This is a genomic window from Pseudoselenomonas ruminantium (genome assembly GCF_900104055.1).
Taxonomy (GTDB): domain Bacteria; phylum Bacillota; class Negativicutes; order Selenomonadales; family Selenomonadaceae; genus Selenomonas_A; species Selenomonas_A ruminantium_C.
Window position 1 is genome coordinate 36447 of record NZ_FNJQ01000026.1, and the last position, 19120, is coordinate 55566.

17 protein-coding genes are annotated in these 19120 nt (G+C 54.9%); 5 read left to right on the forward strand and 12 right to left on the reverse strand.

The window, feature by feature from the left end:
* Nucleotides 1-11: 11 nt before the first annotated feature.
* Nucleotides 12-1256, reverse strand: coding sequence for an anaerobic glycerol-3-phosphate dehydrogenase subunit GlpB (gene glpB, locus BLQ59_RS11165; protein ID WP_074572970.1), 1245 nt, complete (start codon nucleotides 1254-1256; stop codon nucleotides 12-14).
* Nucleotides 1253-2863 carry an anaerobic glycerol-3-phosphate dehydrogenase subunit GlpA gene (gene glpA / locus BLQ59_RS11170; RefSeq protein WP_074572971.1) on the reverse strand — a complete coding sequence of 537 codons (1611 nt, stop codon included), beginning with the start codon at nucleotides 2861-2863 and terminating at the stop codon, nucleotides 1253-1255. Before glpA ends, glpB begins: the two co-directional genes overlap by 4 nt.
* Before the next feature lie 412 nt (nucleotides 2864-3275).
* Between glpA and BLQ59_RS11175 the strand changes: the two genes are divergently transcribed.
* Nucleotides 3276-3602 (forward strand): helix-turn-helix domain-containing protein, encoded by a 327-nt coding sequence (locus tag BLQ59_RS11175; protein ID WP_074572972.1) that lies wholly within the window; start codon nucleotides 3276-3278, stop codon nucleotides 3600-3602.
* Between the two features lie 74 nt (nucleotides 3603-3676).
* Here BLQ59_RS11175 and BLQ59_RS11180 read toward each other — a convergent pair whose 3' ends face one another.
* From BLQ59_RS11180 to BLQ59_RS11190, 3 genes are read right to left on the reverse strand one after another with little or no spacing between them, the layout of a single operon-like run.
* Nucleotides 3677-4135 (reverse strand): type III secretion system chaperone family protein, encoded by a 459-nt coding sequence (locus BLQ59_RS11180; RefSeq protein ID WP_074572973.1) that lies wholly within the window; start codon nucleotides 4133-4135, stop codon nucleotides 3677-3679.
* A gap of 11 nt (nucleotides 4136-4146) precedes the next feature.
* On the reverse strand, nucleotides 4147-5559 hold the full coding sequence (gene uxaC / locus BLQ59_RS11185) for a glucuronate isomerase (protein WP_074572974.1): 1413 nt from the start codon (nucleotides 5557-5559) through the stop codon (nucleotides 4147-4149).
* Between the two features lie 23 nt (nucleotides 5560-5582).
* Complete coding sequence (locus tag BLQ59_RS11190; RefSeq protein ID WP_074572975.1) at nucleotides 5583-7004, reverse strand: carbon starvation CstA family protein; 1422 nt, start codon at nucleotides 7002-7004, stop codon at nucleotides 5583-5585.
* A 176-nt stretch (nucleotides 7005-7180) separates the two neighbouring features.
* On the opposite strand from BLQ59_RS11190, the gene BLQ59_RS11195 reads away from it, so the two are divergent.
* On the forward strand, nucleotides 7181-7972 hold the full coding sequence (locus BLQ59_RS11195) for a sulfite exporter TauE/SafE family protein (protein WP_074572976.1): 792 nt from the start codon (nucleotides 7181-7183) through the stop codon (nucleotides 7970-7972).
* Between the two features lie 50 nt (nucleotides 7973-8022).
* Here the strand turns inward: BLQ59_RS11195 and rnhA are convergent, their stop codons facing one another.
* From rnhA to BLQ59_RS11230, 7 genes are all read right to left on the reverse strand, one after another.
* Nucleotides 8023-8703 (reverse strand): ribonuclease HI, encoded by a 681-nt coding sequence (gene rnhA / locus BLQ59_RS11200; protein WP_074572977.1) that lies wholly within the window; start codon nucleotides 8701-8703, stop codon nucleotides 8023-8025.
* A 64-nt stretch (nucleotides 8704-8767) separates the two neighbouring features.
* Complete coding sequence (locus BLQ59_RS11205) at nucleotides 8768-10054, reverse strand: adenylosuccinate synthase (protein ID WP_074572978.1); 1287 nt, start codon at nucleotides 10052-10054, stop codon at nucleotides 8768-8770.
* A gap of 35 nt (nucleotides 10055-10089) precedes the next feature.
* Nucleotides 10090-11382 (reverse strand): adenylosuccinate lyase, encoded by a 1293-nt coding sequence (purB, locus tag BLQ59_RS11210; protein WP_074572979.1) that lies wholly within the window; start codon nucleotides 11380-11382, stop codon nucleotides 10090-10092.
* A gap of 238 nt (nucleotides 11383-11620) precedes the next feature.
* The gene (locus BLQ59_RS11215; RefSeq protein WP_074572980.1) at nucleotides 11621-12427 is read right to left on the reverse strand and encodes a methyltransferase domain-containing protein; all 807 of its coding nucleotides are present in this window, start codon (nucleotides 12425-12427) and stop codon (nucleotides 11621-11623) included.
* Nucleotides 12424-13869 (reverse strand): O-linked N-acetylglucosamine transferase, SPINDLY family protein, encoded by a 1446-nt coding sequence (locus BLQ59_RS11220; RefSeq protein WP_074572981.1) that lies wholly within the window; start codon nucleotides 13867-13869, stop codon nucleotides 12424-12426. The genes BLQ59_RS11215 and BLQ59_RS11220 overlap by 4 nt, the downstream gene beginning before the upstream one ends.
* Before the next feature lie 29 nt (nucleotides 13870-13898).
* Nucleotides 13899-14792: a metallophosphoesterase gene (locus tag BLQ59_RS11225; RefSeq protein ID WP_074572982.1), complete on the reverse strand. Its 894-nt coding sequence runs from the start codon at nucleotides 14790-14792 to the stop codon at nucleotides 13899-13901.
* A 129-nt stretch (nucleotides 14793-14921) separates the two neighbouring features.
* Nucleotides 14922-15161, reverse strand: a complete 240-nt coding sequence (locus BLQ59_RS11230) for a hypothetical protein (protein ID WP_074572983.1) — start codon at nucleotides 15159-15161, stop codon at nucleotides 14922-14924.
* 184 nt (nucleotides 15162-15345) lie between these two features.
* On the opposite strand from BLQ59_RS11230, the gene BLQ59_RS11235 reads away from it, so the two are divergent.
* Genes BLQ59_RS11235 through BLQ59_RS11245 form a run of 3 tightly spaced genes read left to right on the forward strand, consistent with a single transcriptional unit; the run spans nucleotide 15346 to nucleotide 18870 of the window.
* Complete coding sequence (locus BLQ59_RS11235) at nucleotides 15346-15852, forward strand: NADH-quinone oxidoreductase subunit NuoE family protein (RefSeq protein ID WP_074572984.1); 507 nt, start codon at nucleotides 15346-15348, stop codon at nucleotides 15850-15852.
* A gap of 13 nt (nucleotides 15853-15865) precedes the next feature.
* Nucleotides 15866-17116, forward strand: a complete 1251-nt coding sequence (locus BLQ59_RS11240; RefSeq protein ID WP_074572985.1) for a complex I 51 kDa subunit family protein — start codon at nucleotides 15866-15868, stop codon at nucleotides 17114-17116.
* Nucleotides 17113-18870: an NADH-dependent [FeFe] hydrogenase, group A6 gene (locus tag BLQ59_RS11245; RefSeq protein WP_074572986.1), complete on the forward strand. Its 1758-nt coding sequence runs from the start codon at nucleotides 17113-17115 to the stop codon at nucleotides 18868-18870. Before BLQ59_RS11240 ends, BLQ59_RS11245 begins: the two co-directional genes overlap by 4 nt.
* Nucleotides 18871-19120 lie beyond the last annotated feature (250 nt).

Here is a 19120-nt window from a genome sequence, read left to right on the forward strand (position 1 = left end):
TCTCTCCTTCCTCACATCAATGCGGCTTTATAAGCCGAAGCTAACGCCACACCGTTGCCGGAATGCTCAAAGCAGAAATCATAACCGCCGAGGCTATTGCCTACAACATAGACATTTTCATAAACCAGCTGATTATTCTCATCCACCGGCCGCAGGTCGTTATCCGTGCGTACACCGGTCTTGGCAAAGCCCTGCGGCTTGTCGGAGAACAGCTCGGCATTGCTCCAGTTTTCCTCGCCAGCTTCAATATAGACCGGCAGGTCAAAGATCATTTCTCTAGGGTGCTCAAACTCCCGCACCGTGATGCCGCCGCTGTAGAGACCGCCGGTAGCGAGGATGAATTTATCCGCATAGTAGGTCTTTTCGCGGACGGAAGCCTTGGCTGTCACGCCCGTGACCTTCCTGCCCTCGCTGATTGCGCGCAGGACCTTGGTATCTTCCACGATTTCCACATTCAGGTCCCTGAGCGCCCGCTTGAGCATGGCTTGCAAGCGCAGACCGTTGACCGACGGCGGCAGGCAGGTGGTCTCGATGAGCTCGGCGCCGAGCTGCTCATGCAGGTACGCCGCACATTCCTGACCTTTCGTGCCGAGCACCTGCGGTACGAGGAACACCGTATTGTCGGATTTTACATGAGGCTTCAACTGTTCCACGACGGAATCACGTCCCTCCTGGCTGTCGAGCCAGCGGGCCACATCGATTGTCGTGATATCACGGCCGCCCAGGAGCGGCGTATCCACTTCCACGATAGGGAACTTCGTCTGCCCCTGCAGGGAATGCTGCAAATTATCCTGCAGGATATTGCCATAGAAGTCCTTGAGCCCCTTGATGCCCACGATCACGATGTTTTCCTCGCCATGCAGGCTCGTGCCATCGAGGCAGTGCGGTGCCAGGCAGGTGGGCTTCATCGTGCCCACAGCCGTGGGAACCAGCAGCTGATGGTCCAAAGAGCCACGGTACGGAAAACCGTAATCCCGCGTGAAATCCAGGAAGTAGTTCACAGCCTTTTCCACCGTTTCCATGCCGATCTTGCTGTAAGGATGCTCGGCCGGCAGGCTTTTGATGGCTTCTTTGGGACATTCTACATAATCGTGTTTTTCGTCATAGCCTAATACGTCAATGACACCACTATTCAAGGAAAGCGAACCCGAACCACAGGTGAGCAGGGTTACTTTTTTTCGCTGATTGGCACTGACCAGGGCCGCCATCAGGCCGGCAAGGCCGCTGCCAATTACCAGGGTATCCGCATGTTTCATTCCGTCTTGCCTCCATTCACATGAAAGGACAGTTCATATAGAGCCCGTGTCATTTCCGTTTCCCGCAGCGTTCTGCCGACGAGCACCGGACGGATGCCCTTCCAGCGCCCTTGCAGGAATTCCTTCATGCGAGTAAGTGTTTCCGCCGCTCTTTTCTGCCGGCCATACTGGGCAAAGAGCCCGGCCGAGCGCAGGGCACAGAAGTTGCCCTGGCAGGTGCCCATACCCACGCGGGTACGGCGGCGGATATCGTTGATCTGATAGCAGGAATCCTCCTGCGCGATTTCTTCGAATTCGGCCAGCGTGACATTCTCGCATTCGCAGACCAGTTCCCGCTTTTCCGGGGATTCTGCCAGCCGCTTCACCACTTTGGCAAAGCGTTCCGGCCCTAAGCGGGTAGCAGCCAGATCCGTGCCATAGGCCGGGAAGTACTTGCGGGCTGCCTTCTTGGCATCCTCGCTGACTTCCGGCACCAGCGGTTCTTCGGCAGTACGGCAGGGAGCCGTATTGCCCAGCTTGGCGCAGACCTTGTCGGCCATCTTCTCGGCCATCAGGCGGTAGGTCGTGAACTTGCCGCCCACGATGGTGAACATGCCCTTGAGGCCGTCATCTTCATGGTCGACGATGGCAAACCCGCGGGATGCGCCACGCCCTTTCACGCCTCCGGGCGGAATATAGAGCGGACGGGAACCGGCGAATGCACGCAGCATGCGGTAGTCACGCAGATGCTCAAAAGTCTTCTCACCAATCGCGAGCAGATTCTCTACTTCCTCGCGGGAAGTGCTGGTATCCTCAGGATCCGGGATGCTCATGGACGAGGTGCCCAGGATCGTGATGGAACCATGCGGCACGAAGATATCGCCATCGGAGGATTTATGCAGGCGGTTGACCACATGGTTGGTCAGCCGCTGATTGAAGGCCAAGAGCGTTCCCTTGTCCGGCTGTACCCCGACTTCCAGACCAGCCAGTGCGGCGACCTTGCCGGCCCAGCCGCCGGCAGCATTGATGGCAATCTCACACTCGATGAATTCTTCCTCACCGGTTATGGTATTTCGTACTTTCACGCCTTTGAGCTGCCCACTTTCCTGCTCAATGCCGATGACCTCGCGGTAGGTCAGGCTGCGGCCGCCATAACGTTTGGCGGACTCGACATTCTGCCAGCTCATGCGGAAACCATCAATGGCGGCATCCGGTACGAGATAAGCCGACTCCACATTCTTCGAGAGCAGCGGCTCCAGGCGGAACGCTTCTTCCCGGGTAATCGGCGTGGCTTCGATTCCACTCTCCGCACAGCCTTTCACCCAGGCTTCTTCATAGGCCGGATCGTCAATGTCGAGCCTTACGAACATGCCTCCGGTCGTCTCCACGCAGGATTTGCCGATCCTGCGCAGGATCTGGTTTTCAATGATGCACTCCCGGGCGGCCTCCTGATCTTTTACCGCATAGCGGCCACCGCTGTGCAGCAACCCATGATAGCGGGAACTGGCGCCATTCACCAGGTCGCATTTCTCAACCAGCAGCGTATCCACGCCGCGCATGGAAAGGTCGCGCAGGATGCCCACGCCTGTGGCTCCACCGCCTATCACAACGACCGTTGCTTTTTCCATCGTACTCTCATCCTCTCCGGAATAATACACATTGCGAGTTCTTGACTCTTTATTATCATGATTGAAAATATAACGACTATTTTGTTAATAAATAATCTTCAATCGATAATATCTATAAGGACAACGAGCATAAACACCGAATTTCATTTCGTTAGTTATTTCGTTATTTTCACATAACATTAGTATTTCGTTTTTGTGCTCGTTTTAAACACTATATTTCGTTTACATGACTATACTACAACAGAATTCCATATTAGTCAATACGAAATATGATTTTTATTTATTATTTTTTATCGTTATTTTTATTGATAATATGTTTTCCCGCTTTTCTTTCCAGAAGGGCTTTTCTTTTTGGGCACATGATTGTAGAATAAGAGCAGAGATTTCCACGACAAGGAAAGGATTCAAGCTTATGAGCAGAGAAGACTATATCAAAGCCCTGATCAAGTCCCACGGCTACACCATGAAGGACTTCGCCAAGATAATCAACATGCCCTATACCACGCTCCTGTCCATCCTCAACGGCTCCATCGGCGGCGCTGCCATGGACAACGTGCTGAAAATCTGTGGCGCTCTCAACATCCGCATTGAGGAACTCAACAATCTGGCTGCGAATGTCGAAACCGAAAAGCCCGCCGCCCAGGAACCGGCAGGCATCGATCCCCAGCTGCTGAAGCTGCTGCAGAAACTCCCTGTAGAGAAGCAGGTAGCCCTGAAGCTCTTGTTAGCTGACAAGTAATACATCATACGAATAAAAAGTCAGCCTTCGGTCTTTTACCGAAGGCTGACTTTCTTGCTATTCACTTTTGCGATTCACTTACCCCAGACCTGCGCCATGAATTCATCATATACTTCTTCGAGATGCTGCACCAACACGCTCAGCATCAGCTGGATCATCTTGCTGTCAAAGGTTTCATCTACGAAGGGCAGGCAGATGTCGAGATAGACCTTGCCATCCTCATGGACGTAATACTTAAAACTCTTATAACGTGCATTGAGGCCGTTCAGGTACTCCTTGATGCGGGGCTTCTTATCCTCCGGCAGACCGCTGATGATTTGCGTGCGGATCACCGTGAAGATGCTGGTATCGATCAGGATGGCCATCGGCAGGATCTGCCCCCGGGCTTCGATACGGGAGCGGAAGAGCACTGTGGCATAGTCATCATCCATGGATTCCGTGCTGAAGACATTGATGTTGTTCTCGATCAGGAATTCCTGGAACTTGACCGCCTTCTCATTGTTCTCCACGCTCTTCTTGGCTTTCTTGGGCATCTTTTACCTCCTCAAAAGGCAAAATAACGACAGGCATTGTTATAGCTGATATCCTCCACCAATTTCCCCAATACCTTCATATCTGCCGGATACTCGCCGTTCTCCACCAGATTGCCGATGAAATTGCAGAGGATCCGGCGATAGTACTCGTGGCGGGAGAAGGACAAGAGCGAACGGGAATCCGTCGGCGCGCCGATGGTATTGCCCAGCACCGAGATGCTGGCCAGCGTCCGCAGCTGGGACTCGATTCCCGCTTTGTTATTGTTGAACCACCAGGCCGCTCCCTGCTGCACCTTACCGAGGACCTCGGTCCCCGTGAACGCCGGCAGCAGCGAAGCAATGACGGCATTGTCCCCCGGATTCAGGGATGAGATGATCGTGCGCGGCAGGCAGCCCTCCTTGTCCAACGTATCCAGGAACTTAGCCAGCGCCGGAGCGCAGTTATTCTTGTCCACCGCATCAAAGCCGCTGTCATGCCCCAGGATCTCGAACTGCCGGGAATTCACATCCCGCAGCGCCGAATAGTGCAGCTGCATCACCCAGCCCCGGCGGGCATATTCCCTGCCCAGGAACAGCAGGATTGCCGTCTTGTACTGCTCCATGGCCAGTTTGGACGGACTACCCTTGCCATTGATGACCTTGCCCACCACATCATCGAGCTCATACTCCTTGGCCGGAGCAAAGACCATATACGGCAGGGCATGGTCTGCAATCTGGCAACCATTGGCCTCGAAATAATCCAGCCGCTTCAACAGGGCATCCCGGATATCCTGCATGGTGGATATATCATCCATATCCGTGACTTCGCCCAGCTCATAACGCATATAGTTATCCCAGCCCTCTTCCTCGATATTGAGGATGGGATCGGCCCGGAACGTGGGCAGGACCTTGGCCGGGCAGATGCCCTCTTCCTTGATCTTCTTATGCCATTTCAAATCCGAGACCGGATCATCCGTGGTGCAGAGGACCTGTACATTGGACTGGCGGATGATTCCATGCGCCCGCATGTCCGCAGACTGCAGCCGCTCATTGCATATATCCCAGATCTTCTCCGCATTCTCCCCATTGAGCACGAGATCGCAGTCAAAATAGCGCTTGAGCTCCAAATGTGTCCAATGGTACAGCGGGTTGCCGATGGCCCGGGGCAGGCTCTCGGCAAAGTACTGGAATTTTTCTCGCGAAGATACCTCCGTGCTGGACACGCAGCCTTCCGCCACGCCATTGCTGCGTAGCAGGCGCCATTTATAGGTATCATTGCCCAGCCAGGCCTGCGCGATATTGCGGAATTCCCGGTTCTCGGCGATTTCCCGGGGATTCACATGACAGTGATAGTCATAGATGGGCATGGGAGCAGCATGTTCATGGTAGAGTGTTTTAGCCGTTTCCGTCTCCAAGAGAAAATCCTTATCCATAAATTCTTTCATAAAAAACCCCTCCCATACCAGCATCAGGCCTTGCTGCCCAAAGTGGTCTTATAGTAAAGCGCTACGCATACTATGGCAAAGAGAATACCCACCGGATAGGAAATGCTGGTGGATAGCTGCAAGCCTTCCGGTGCCTGCAGGATGTAGGTGCAGGAAACAGCCGACATGAACGTTGCGGGTACGAACGGAATCCTCCAGGCCCCGGAACCCGGTTTCGTACGATAGAGATAAACCGCACCGGTCCAGAGCACGATCATGGCCAGCGTCTGATTCGTCCAGGAGAAATAACGCCAGATGATGTTGAAGTCCATCTGGGACAGGATACCGCCGACAGCCAGCAGGGGCACAGCAAACATCAGTCGCTTGGCTGCCTGATCCTGATTGATGCCAAACCAGTCAGCCAGCGTCAGACGGGCAGAACGGAAAGCCGTATCACCAGAGGTGATCGGGCAGGCAATAACGCCGAGCATCGCGAGGACTGCGCCCACACCGGAGCCCATAAAGCCCACGCAGATATCATAAACAACCGTACCAGCGCCGCCAGCCTTCATGGCTGCAGCCAGACCGCCCGTGCCATCATAGAACGTGACACCAGCAGCAGCCCAGATCAGGGCAATGATGCCTTCGGAAACCATCGCACCATAGAATACCGGACGGCCTAAACGCTCATCCTTCAGGCAGCGGGCCATGATTGGCGACTGCGTGGAATGGAAGCCGGAGATTGCGCCGCAGGCCACCGTGATGAACATCAGCGGCCAGATTGGCATCTTTTCCGGACCAGCCGGATGCAGGTTCTGCAAGGTCAGTTCCGGCATGGTATGACCGCCTACGCCGAAGAGCATGCCGCCCATGATGCCCAAGGCCATCACGATAAGGCAGATACCGAACAGCGGATAGAAGCGGGCAATGAGCTTATCGATTGGCAGCAGCGTGGCCAGGAAATAATAGCCCAGCACACAGGGCAGTACGATCGTAACAGCTACGCCAGTCAGCTTGGCCAAAAGACCTGCCGGCCCCGTCATGAATACAGTACCGACGAGCACGAGCAGCACGACGGAGAACACGCGCATGATCATCAGCATCGTGGGCCCCATATGGTGGCCGACCACCTCGGAGATACTCTTGCCATCCTCGCGCAAGGAAATCATGCCTGACAGGTAGTCATGGACTGCACCGGCGAAAATCGTACCGAAGACAATCCAGAGATAGACGCTTGGCCCCCAGATAGCACCACCCAAAGCACCAAAGATAGGACCAAGGCCGGCAATGTTCAGCAGTTGGATCAGGAATACCTTCCATGTGGGCAGCGGGATATAGTCAACCCCATCATTGTGGACCAATGCCGGTGTCTGCGCATCGGTGGGACCGAACACATTATCCACGATCTTACCATAAACGAAATAGCCCCCGATCAGGGCACACAAAGCCACCAAGAATGTAACCATGAATCGTCACCTCATTTTAGCAAATTTAGAATAATTGCGAAAACTTTTCCTAGTAAATCTTCAACTGCCCTCCTTTATGCTGGAATATTATTTGTGCTATACTAAGTTGTATTCGCAATTCAGGACAAAAATCCTGCCCTTTTTTTAAATTTATCACTATTTACAAGGAGGCCTTCATGGAAATCCTATTATTCTTGCTGCTCGGTCTGTGCGTAGGCACATTTGGTACGCTGGTGGGTATCGGCGGCGGCCTGATCTGCGTGCCCATCTTCATCCTGTTCCTGTCTGCGGGCACAGATCATCCGTACTTTGAAACAGCGGCGCAGATCACGGGCACCTCCCTGGTCATCGTCATGGCCAATGCCCTGTCCGGCACCATCGCCTATATCCGGCAGAAGCGCGTATACTTCAAGGCAGCTGTGCCCTTTGCTATCGCCACCCTGCCCGGCGCCTTCTTCGGCTCCTATATCGTCGACCAATTCAATCAGCCCATGCTGAACTTCTACTTCGGCATCTTCCTGCTGTTCATGGCCGCCATCATGTATATCAACAGCCGGCGCAAACCGCCGGTGGACGTGGACGGTCTGCCGCCCGGCTTCACCTATAACAAATGGATTGGTATCCTCTCCAGCTTCGGCGTGGGTTTCCTCTCCAGTATCTTCGGCATCGGCGGCGGCGTCATCCATGTGCCCCTGATGATCTACCTCTTAGGTTTCCCGGTACATATGGCCACGGCCACCTCCCACTTCGTACTGGCCTGCTCCTCCGCCTTTGGCGTGGTCTCCCACTTCATGCTCGACCACATCATCTGGGTGCCCGCCATCTGCATATCCATCGGTGCCGCCATCGGGGCCCAGCTCGGTGCAAAGATCTCCAAGAAGACCAAATCCAAGGTCATCCTGGCCCTGCTCTCCCTGGCCATGTTTGCGCTGGGCTGCCGCCTGATCCTCATGGGCAGCGCCCAATAAGACCATATACAACGACAAAAACCACCCTGACGGGTGGTTTTTTGCTGTTATCACATAAACCTCATCGCTTCAGACTTGGCCAGTTCGTCACAGCGTTCATTCTGGGCGACGCCCACATGGCCTTTCACCCAGTGAAAACGCACCTTCTGGCGAGCAAAAGCCGCGTCGAGCTGCTGCCATAGGTCCTGATTCTTCACCGGCGTCCCGGCAGCGGTCACCCAGCCCTTGCGCTTCCAGCCCGCCAGCCAGTTCTTGGTAAAGGCGTTCTTGAGATACTGGCTGTCGGTATAGAGGTCGATGACCGAACCGGGACGGGCGAAGGTCAGCGCCTTCAATGCCGCCGTAAGTTCCATGCGGTTGTTGGTCGTGCTGGCCTCACCGGCATGCAGTTCCGTAAGCTTTCCCTCGATCTGGTCGGCAATCACGGCCGCCCAGCCGCCGGGACCATCGGGATTGCGCAGGCAGGAACCATCGGTATAGATGATATAATCCGGTGCATCGTCAAACTGCGCAGCCACCTCCGGCTGCGGCGCGGCCTTGGCTTGCGGCGCACCGCCGCCATAGGGCGGTACATAATCCAGATTCAGCCACTTATTGGCCTCATTGGGATCGGTAAATCCCTTGTAGCGCGCACCGGGGAAGCCATCCACCTGCGCCTTGCACTCGGCCCAGCTGGTGAAAATGCCCGTCTGCCGGCCATTGCGCACGGCATATACTTTTTTTGCTGCCATAAAAAACTCCTTTAATGCAAAAGCTGCCGCCCCCAAAGGGGCGACAGCCTATTCTATTCCATGCTTAAAATATATCCTTGGCCAGCACGATGGTCTCATCGCGGTTCGGACCGACGGAGACGATGCCCAGCTTGATGCCGGTCACTTCTGCCATGCGTTCGAGGTATTTTCTCGCATTTTCCGGCAGGTCTTCGTACTTGCGCACCTTACTGATATCAGTGTTCCAGCCCTCGAAGGTCTCGTAGACCGGTTCAACCTCAGCCAGCACCTTGAGGCTGGCCGGGATCTCGTTGAGGATTTCGCCCTTGTACTTGTAGGCCACGCACATCTTGATTTCCTCGAAGTTGTCGAGGATGTCGAGACGCGTAACAGCCATGTAGTCGATACCGGAAATCAGACCGGCATAACGCACTACGCAGGCATCGAGCCAGCCCGTGCGACGGGGACGCCCCGTAACGACGCCGTATTCATGGCCTTCTTCACGGATCTTCTCGCCGATAGCATTGAGCTGCTCCGTCGGGAAGGGACCTTCGCCGACGCGGGTGCAGTAAGCCTTGACGATACCTACGACCTTGTCGATCTTATTGGGAGCTACGCCAGCACCTACACCAACGCCGCCGGAAATCGGATGGGAAGCCGTAACATACGGATAGGTACCATAGTCGATGTCGAGCATCGTAGCCTGTGCGCCTTCGAAGAGGATTTTGCGGCCTTCCTTGATTTCGTCATTCAGGAGCGCAATCGTATCGCAGACATAGGGACGCAGGCGCTCTGCATAGCTCAGGTATTCCTTGAGGATCTCATCATAGGACAGCGGCTCATGGTCGTAGAGAAGCTGGAGCTCTTTGTTCTTGATTTCGAGGTTTTCCTTGAGGCGCTTGGCGAATTCTTCCTCGTCCATCAAATCGCAGACGCGGATGCCAATGCGGTTGTCGCGGTCCATGTAGCAGGGGCCGATACCGCGTTTCGTGGTGCCGATCTTGTTGTCGCCGCGGGCTTCGTCGCCAATACCATCCATCAGACGGTGATACGGCAGCACCACATGGGCACGGTTGGAAATGCGGATGCCGGACAGGTCAACGCCTCTTTCAGCCAGACCATCCATTTCCTCGAGCATGACCATGGGATCAAAAGCCACGCCATTGCCTACGATGCAATGGGAACCCTTGAACAGGATGCCGGACGGCATCAGGCGCAGCTTATAAGCCTCGCCGTCTACCATGACCGTATGGCCGGCGTTGCTGCCGCCCTGAAAGCGTACCACCGTATCGGCCTGCTGGGCCAGATAATCGACGATTTTCCCCTTGCCTTCATCGCCCCACTGGGTACCGGTTACTACTACTGTTGACATATGTCTCTCTCCTTAATGACCTGATTCACACAAAATCAAAGTCCGAAACGTTCAAAAATCATATCGACATGACGCAGGAAATACTTGTAATCGAAGCAATCATCGATTTCTTCCTTCGTCAGGTACTTCGTGATGTCCGGATCATTTTCCACGCTCGTGCGGAAATCCTGACCTTCCATCCAGCGCTTCATGGCGTTGCGCTGCACCCACTTGTAAGCATCTTCACGCAGCACGCCCTTGCTGACAACGCTCAGCATGATGCGCTGGCTGTAGATGAGGCCGCCCGTGCGTTCCATATCGTGAAGCATCTTGTCCGGATAAACCAGCAGCTTATCGATGATGTTCGTGAGCTTGCGGGTGCAATAGTCCACGTTGATCGTGCTATCCGGCAGAATCACACGCTCAACGGAGGAATGGGAGATATCGCGCTCATGCCAGAGCGTGATATCCTCGAGTGCTGCCACGGCGTTGCCGCGTACGAGGCGGGCCATGCCAGAGATGCGTTCGCAGTTGATGGGGTTGCGCTTATGCGGCATAGCGGAAGAACCCTTCTGCCCCGGGGAGAAATACTCTTCGGCCTCGCGGATATCCGTGCGCTGCAGGTTGCGGACTTCCGTAGCGATTTTTTCCAGCGTGCTGGAAACGATAGCCAAAGTCGTCACGAACTCAGCATGGCGGTCACGCTGGATAACCTGCGTTGCCAGCGGCACTGGCGTAAGATTCAGTTTTTTGGCTACACGCTGCTCGATTTCCGGATCGATGTTGGAATACGTGCCCACAGCACCGGAAAGCTTGCAGACCGAAACGCTCTTCTTGGCATGCTCGACGCGGTCGATATCGCGTTCGATCTCTGCGCTCCAGAGAGCCATCTTGAGACCAAATGTCATGGGCTCAGCATGGATGCCATGCGTACGGCCAATGCAGGGCGTATGTTTGAATTCCACGGCGCGGCGGCGCAGGACCTCACGGAACTTGCGCAGGTCATCGAGGATGATATCCGCAGCATCCCGCATCATCATGCAGTAAGCGGTGTCCTTCACGTCGCTCGACGTCAGGCCCTTATGCACATACTTGGAATCTTCACCAACATTTTCGGCAACGTTGGTCAGGAAGGCAATGATGTCATGATGCGTCACGGATTCGATCTCCAGGATGCGCTTCACATCGAATTTTGCCTTGGCACGAATGTTCTTCGCAGCCTCGACGGGAATCTCGCCCAGCTCTGCCATAACGTCGCAGGCAGCCAGCTCAACATTCAGGATCTGCTGCCATTCGTTCTCGATAGACCAAAGATGGCCCATCTCCGGGTTGGTGTAGCGTTCAATCATTAGTGAATTCCTCCTCAGGATTCTTGCGGCATCTCTGCACCGCGGAAGTGAAAACACGAAAATAAAACTCAAATTGACTGCCCCGCCACCTGCGGACCTCAGCCTCATTTTGAGTTTGGAGAAAGTTCTTTAGTTTCCCTTTCTTATGATAGCAAAAGCAGGGACAAGTGTCAATAAAGGGACGATTAGTTTACAAAAAAATAACCAGCCAAGCAATATCTGACTGGTTATCTGTAAATCACAAAAACCGACGCACTTCGTCCGCATGATAACAGCTTTCTTCAACAAAATCCTGCAGATACTCTGGGAAGATGCCTTCCATTTCGCAAAGCCGCCGTAATCGCATGATGTTTTCCTGCCTCTCTACGTCATATTCGATGCGATGCAGGATGCGGGCCAGTTCCTTGCGCACCCCCGGACTGTATAACCCCTTGAGATTGGCGACTTTGGCCGTGCTCACGGCGGCCCGGAACAGGTAGCGGCTGATGGAAAGTTCATGGTTGATATTGGCATAGCCTTTTGCCTCCCAGTCAAGCGCCCTGCTTTCATCCTCGTCTTTTTCCGCGGGGATGAAGTCGATTTCCTTGAACAGGGTATCATCGAGCAGTCGCACCATCTCGCTTTTGGCATAGAGGTGTTTTTCCCGCACGGGAAACTCCCCGGCCTGCAGGGACGCCAGTACGCCATGGTAGCGTACATTGAGGAAATCCCCGTAGAAGACGCCGGTGTCCGTAAGCTTGCGGCTGATGTCCATCAAAGTATCATAGGGCTCATAGGCCAGTGTCAGCAGGTTTTCCGCCAGAACCGCATCGAAGCTGCCATTGGGGAACGGCAGTCTTTCCCGACGGATATCCATAAAATGCCACGCAATATCCAGCCCCGCAAAATCAGACAACCTTGCGGCTTCCTCGATTTCTGTGAACACCGTCAAACGGGCATTCGGATAAAGGGCGGCAATCTTTTCCACATAGGGCAGGCTTTCAATGATCAACCAGCGCAATGGCGCCGGCCCGCCGCTCAGGAAGCACGTCAGATCCTGCTTCATAGGGCAAAATCCCCCTTCCGTCCCCATAAATCAACGCACCCCCGCCAAAAGGCAGCAGCATATCGCTGCCGGTCGCACAGGGGGCTATGCTCGATTTCCCAGCGCAGATTTTCCTGTGTGGCGGCCAGGAATGACCAGTCAGCTGCCAGCTGCAATGCTGTCTTCACATAGTCACGCGATGACTCGGCAATCCATTCCCCATAGCCGGCCGCCGTGAGCAGGCTGGCCCCAAAGCGGGCACTATGATGATCCCCCCGCAAGGTCACCACAGGCACGCCCATATAGAGAGCCGTCGCCGTCATCGCACCGCCATTATAAGGAAAGGTATCCAGCATGATATCGATTTCCTGATAGGCTTCCAGATATTGATCCGTGCCGATCCGTACCTCCACCCGCTCCATGGGCAGGCCGGCTTTTTCCAGCCGCTTTTCCAGGGCCTGCCGCCGTTCCGGCAGCCGCGTGGTGTCCTGATAGACGAAACGGGCCTCACTCTGGATTTCGAGGATTTCCCGCCAAAGGGCCAGCACCTCAGGATTGAGCTTCATGCCATTCTGGAAAGCGCCGAAAGTCAAAGACTGCTTCTGCCGGGGCTGCCGCCGGACCTTGGCCATCGCAGGACTGGGCGTAAAGCAAAAGGCCTGCGGCAGATACAGGAGTTCCTCACTGAAAAATGAGCAGTCCTCCTCGGACGGATCAAGGATGGCATCCGTAAGCAGCCCATCCACGGCTGCCAGTCCCGTGGTATCAAAATAGCCGATGGCGCTGAGCTGTACTGGCGCAGGCTTTTTCGCCAGCACCATCAGCGTCAGTCCGCCCGCCGTATGGCCGCAGAGATCTATCAATATATCAATCTCATCCCAGCGGATGGCCTCAGCCATTTCCTGCAGGTTCTTCCCGGCCAGACAGCGGTAGATCAGGCCACTGCCCTGCAGGCGATGGGTAAAGGCATCTTCCTCATCCTCGAGCGCATAGAGATAGGTATCGGCATAACGCACATCCAGCCCCGTCACCAGCGCTTCATAGAACCGAGCCGCCGCACTGTCGCAGAAGTCGCCAGCAATAAAACCGATACGCAGGCGGCTATGGGGCACGATCTGCCGCGGCGGCAGGCTTTCCTCATCGCGGTAAAGCTGCTGATAGAATTTATGCTGCTGCCAAAGATCCGCCGCATTGAGTCCCGGCAGATAGTGCAGCGCAAAGAGATAATTGGAATAATGCTGCCGCTGGCTGCGCAGGAAGCGGTCGCACTGCGCCGCATTGCTGTAAGCCGCCGCCGCCCCTTCCGCATCGGCCAGGTCATGGAACACAGCCCCATAGAGTTCATGGAGCCGCCATTCCTCTTCCGCGGGCACGCTGCCCCGCAAGCCATCCAGCCTTGACCGGGCTGCCTGCGTCCTGCCCCGTTGCAAAAACTCGATGATTTCCTGCCACTGTGCCTCCATGCCCTCACCTCATTTCCTCAGACCTTCCCTCAAGCCTTGAGACGAAAATACGCGATTTCCGGTGGGCAGCCAATGCGGAAAGGCAGCCAGCTTCCATTGCCGCAATGCACATAGCCAAGGCTGCTGCCAATCTTCACCAGACCACGGTTGTATTTGTACATGGGCAGGATGGCATAGCCAAAGAAGCCAAACTGCCCGCCATGGGTATGACCAGTCAGGATCAAGGGAATTCCCTTTTCCGCCCCGTTGTCGATAAACTCCGGATGATGTGCCAGCAGTATCGTATTGCCCAGTTCCGCCTCAGGGATATTCTTTATAGCTTTCTGTGTCAAAGCCGCCTTTTCCTGCAAAAAACTTTCGTCATCCCGGGCAAAGGAAAATTCTGCCCCGGCCAGCCAAAGGTCCGTACCAGCCACCTTCTCGGCCCGCCCGACCAATGTATGGACGCGGGTGCCCTGCAGGAGCTTTGCCGTACGTCCCCAGTTGCGATAGTGCTCATGATTGCCAATGCAGAAGTAGATTCCCTTGGGAAACAGTCCGGTTGCCTCATCAAGGATCTGCACCGCCTGCGGGTTCAACGCCACATCATCAAAGAGGTCGCCGGTGACCACCAGAATATCCGGTTCATCCGCCGCCACCAGCTGCAAAAGCCGGCGCAAATCCTCCGGCGAAAAGAACCTCCCCAGATGCACATCGCTGATCTGAGCCACGCAAAGCCCTGCCCCTGCCGGCAGCGTGACATCATAATAACGTTTCACCTGCTGCTTGCGCTCATACCCATAGGCATAGCTGCTCCCGGCTGCCATCACGGCCGGATAGAGTGCCGCCCCCTTCAGGAAGCGGCGCTTGTCCCGGTCCACCGGAATCCGCCGGTATATATAGCAGACCAGCCCCGCCGGCACGAATATAAATACAAGCGCCATAAAAGAAAAAACTAATGCCCAAAACAAAAAAATTCCCCCAAACGAAAAAAAGAGAACCGGCCAGGCCGATTCCGACATACATAATTATGAGAGCACAATAAAATTGTCAACGTAAAAATTATGATTACATTATGCTAAGCCGCGCAGGTGAGCATTCTCCGCCTGTCTTTCCCTGTAATACCAGCGGATAGAATTGCCAATGGCGCAACGAATAGCATCCAGCTCCCCAGCCAGTGCCAGTTTACGCAATTTCGCCACATCGAAGCCATTGACTGACAAGTAACTTGCAGAAAGGAAACCTCCTCGTTTTAATTGTTTGCGAAAAATCGCGCTGTCACGACGGTCCATCTCTATGTTCTTGATAGCCATATAAACAACCCCCCATAATCCCCTATGAAGTATATTTACATGCTCTCTGCGTTGCATCTATATTATAACATATTTATGTAAACCTGTATACCTGTTTTGTTTCTTTTTTCACAATTCTTGTAAGTGTGGTGAATTTTTGTTATTATTACTTTGATGTGATTATTATTTATTAGGAGGTCTTTCGATGCTAACAGCACAAACTAAAGAGTATCCACTGTCAGCGGAGCTACAGGCTAAAATCGATTTAGTCCTGGAATCTCACGATAACGATCCCACGCAGATTGTGGGCATACTGCTGGAAGTGCAGGATTTGAACGAACGTCATTATGTGCCGGAACCGACCGCATATTATCTGGCCGACCGGCTGGGCATCCCCGTAACCAATGTATTCGACTGCCTGAGTTTTTACAGTGAGCTGTCAGCAACGCCCCGGGCCAAATACCCGATCCAGGTCTGCTCCTCACCAGCCTGCCGGGTAAACCGCATCGATACGGAAAGACTCCTGTCCACGCTGCAGGACCTGCTCGACATCAAGATTGGTGAAATCACCTACGATGGCCGCTTCACCCTGGAGCGCACCACCTGCTACGGCGCCTGTGACCGTGCGCCTTCCGTGCGCATCAACGGCCATGTCTACGACCATCTGGACAGCACCGAGAAGATCGAAGCCCTGCTGCGGTCGCTGAAGTGAGGAGGCTGAATGTATGAGCACACAAGTAAGATTCCTGACCAAGAACTTCGGCGCCTATGACACGAGCTCCATCGGCGCCTATATGAATATCGGCGGCTTCAAGGCCCTGCGCAAGGCCGTCACCATGGATCCCGAGGATATCTGCACCATGCTATCGGACGCCAAGATCCGCGGCCGCGGCGGCGCTGAATACCCCTTAGGGCGCAAATGGAGCCAGGCCCGCGCCGTGAAGGGCGAGAACAAGGTGATCATCTGCAACGCGGACGAAGGAGAGACCACCACGTTCAAAGACCGGGAACTCATCAAGAACGATCCCTTCAATCTCATTGAAGCCATGATTATCGCCGGTTTCGTCTGCGGCGCCACCGATGGCTACATCTATATGCGGGCCGAATATGCCTGCTACCGCCCGCTTCTGCTCAACGCCATCCGCCAGGCCAAGAACTATGGCTTCTTAGGCGAAAATATCCTCGGCAAGGGCTTTGACTTCAATATCCACCTCTATTCCGGCGGCGGCGCCTATGTCTGCGGCGAAGGCACGGCGCTCATCCGCTCCATCGAGGGCAAGGCCGGCCGGCCCCGCATGAAACCGCCCTTCATCAAGGTCAGCGGCGTCTTTGCCCGCCCCACCTGCCTGAACAACGTGGAAAGCCTTTCGCTCGTTCCCCATCTGCTGCTCGACCAGGACACCTATATGAACTGCGGCATTGGCGAATCCATCGGCACGAAACTCGTGAGCGTGGCCGGCAATGTCAACAATCCCGGCGTCTTCGAGATTCCCTTCGGCACCACCGTCCGGGATATCATCTACAACCTCGCCGGCGGCATCCAGCATGACCGCGAGATCCAGCTGATCCAGTTCGGCGGCGCTTCGGGCAAAGTTTCCGATGCCAGCATTCTGGACACGCCCTACACCTACGATGACTTGCGTGCAGCTGGCGTCATGGTCGGTTCTGGCGGCATGCTGGTCATCGACAAACGCACGAGCGTTCTGGACTTCCTGCGCATGAATCAGGAATTCTTCTCGGAAGAGAGCTGCGGCCAGTGCACGCCCTGCCGCGAAGGCAACCTCCACATCAAGATTATTCTGGACAAGCTGGCCAAGGGAGAAGCCACGGAGCAGGACATCAAGACCATGAGCACCATCGCCAAGGTCATGAGCATGTCGTCCCTCTGCGGTCTGGGTGAAACGGCTCAGAACACCCTGCAATCAGCCATGAAGAAATTCCCGGAAGTATTTGCCATCGGAGGTACCAAAGCATGAGCGAAAAGAACGAAAGCCAGGAAATGGTGAAACTCACCATCAACAATATCCCTATTGAAGTGCCCAAGGGCACAAAAATCATGCAGGCAGCGCAGACTATCGGCATCGATATCCCGCATCTCTGCTATCATGAAGACCAGCGCATCAAGGCGCACTGCCGCTTGTGCTCAGTCGAAGTCACGGGCAAAAAGCGCCTGCTGGCGGCCTGTTCCACAGAAGTCTGGGAAGGTATGGACGTGCATACGGATACCCAGATTGTACGAGACACGCAGGTTTCCATCCTCCAGCTTATGCTAGCCAACCATCATAAGGACTGCCTGAGCTGCCCCCGCAACCAGAACTGCGACCTGCAGCGCCTCTGCAGCCGCTTCAATATCTTGGAATCCAACCTGCCCAGCGTAGTCAAGGAAGAGCCGCGCATCGAGACCAATCCGTCCATCGTGCGCGATCCCTCCAAGTGCATCCGCTGCGGCAGATGTATAAGAGCCTGCAAGGACGTACAGGGCATTGCCGCGCTGACCTATGCAGGACGCAGCAGCGATATCGTCGTAACGACCGCGTTCAACAAGCCTATGGAGGCTACCGACTGCATCCTCTGCGGCCAGTGCAGCCTCGTCTGCCCCACGGGCGCCATCGTCGAAAAAGACGATACCCAGAAAGTGCTCGATGCCCTGCAGGATACGACAAAACATGTGATCGTACAGGTCGCTCCCTCGGTGCGCGTGGCCCTTGGCGACGCCTTTGGCCTCGAACCGGGTGCCATCGTGACCGGACAGATGGTCACGGCCCTGAAACTCTTGGGCTTTGACAAGGTCTTTGATACAAACTTCGGTGCTGACCTCACGATCATGGAAGAGGGGCATGAATTCCTCGACCGCCTCAATAACGGCGGCGTGCTGCCCATGATGACCTCCTGCAGCCCGGGCTGGGTAAACTATATGGAGAAACATTTCCCCTCCTGCATCGACCATCTTTCCTCGGCCAAGTCCCCCATGAGCATGTTCGGCGCGATTGCCAAGACCTACTATGCAAAACAGGCCGGACTCAAGCCACAGGAAATCGTCACGGTTTCCATCATGCCCTGTACGGCGAAGAAATTCGAAGCCGCCCGCCCGGAAATGGGCCGTGATGGCTATCAGGATGTGGACATCGTGCTCACGACGCGCGAACTCATCAAGCTCATCAAATACGTGGGCCTGTCCATCGGCAAGCTGCCTGAAAACGACTTTGACAGCCCACTGGGCCTTGCTTCCGGTGCCGGTGCCATCTTCGGCGCAACCGGTGGTGTCATGGAAGCAGCTCTGCGCACAGTCTACGAAAAAGTCACGGGCAAAACGCTGGACAAAGTGGAATTTATGGATGTACGTGGCTTCGATGGCATCAAGGAAGCTGTCGTCCACCTGCCGGGCCGGGATGTGCGCATCGCTGTCGCCCATACCCTCAAAAACGCCCGCAAGATCATGGAACAGGTCAAGAAAGGCACAAGCCCCTATGATTTCATCGAGATCATGGCCTGCCCCGGCGGCTGCATCGGCGGTGGCGGTCAGCCTATTGGCACCACCAACGCCGTCCGCCAGAAACGCATTGCAGCCCTCTACGAGATAGACCGCACCCTGCCCATCCGCAAATCCCATGAAAATCCTGACATCCAGACACTCTATCAGGATTTCCTGGGCGAACCGCTAAGCGAAAAAGCCCACGAACTGCTGCATACCCACTACCACAAAGTGGATAAACCGTATAACTTCAACTGAATCATTGTTATTAAGGGGATGTGAAAACTCCCCTCAATAACGGAAAACGTCCGTTGACCCCAAAAGTCAGCGGACGTTTTATATAAATTGCAGTTTATCGGGGAGTTCGTGCTGAAGGTATCCCGTTTATACGTTGTCAGGGGTTCACGGGGGAGTACTTTTGCTGTTTCCGCTAAACGTCCCTCCCTGTCAAGTTAGAGCTATTTAGCGGGATGCGCCGGGCAGGCCAGCGGCGCGTCTTTCAGCGTGC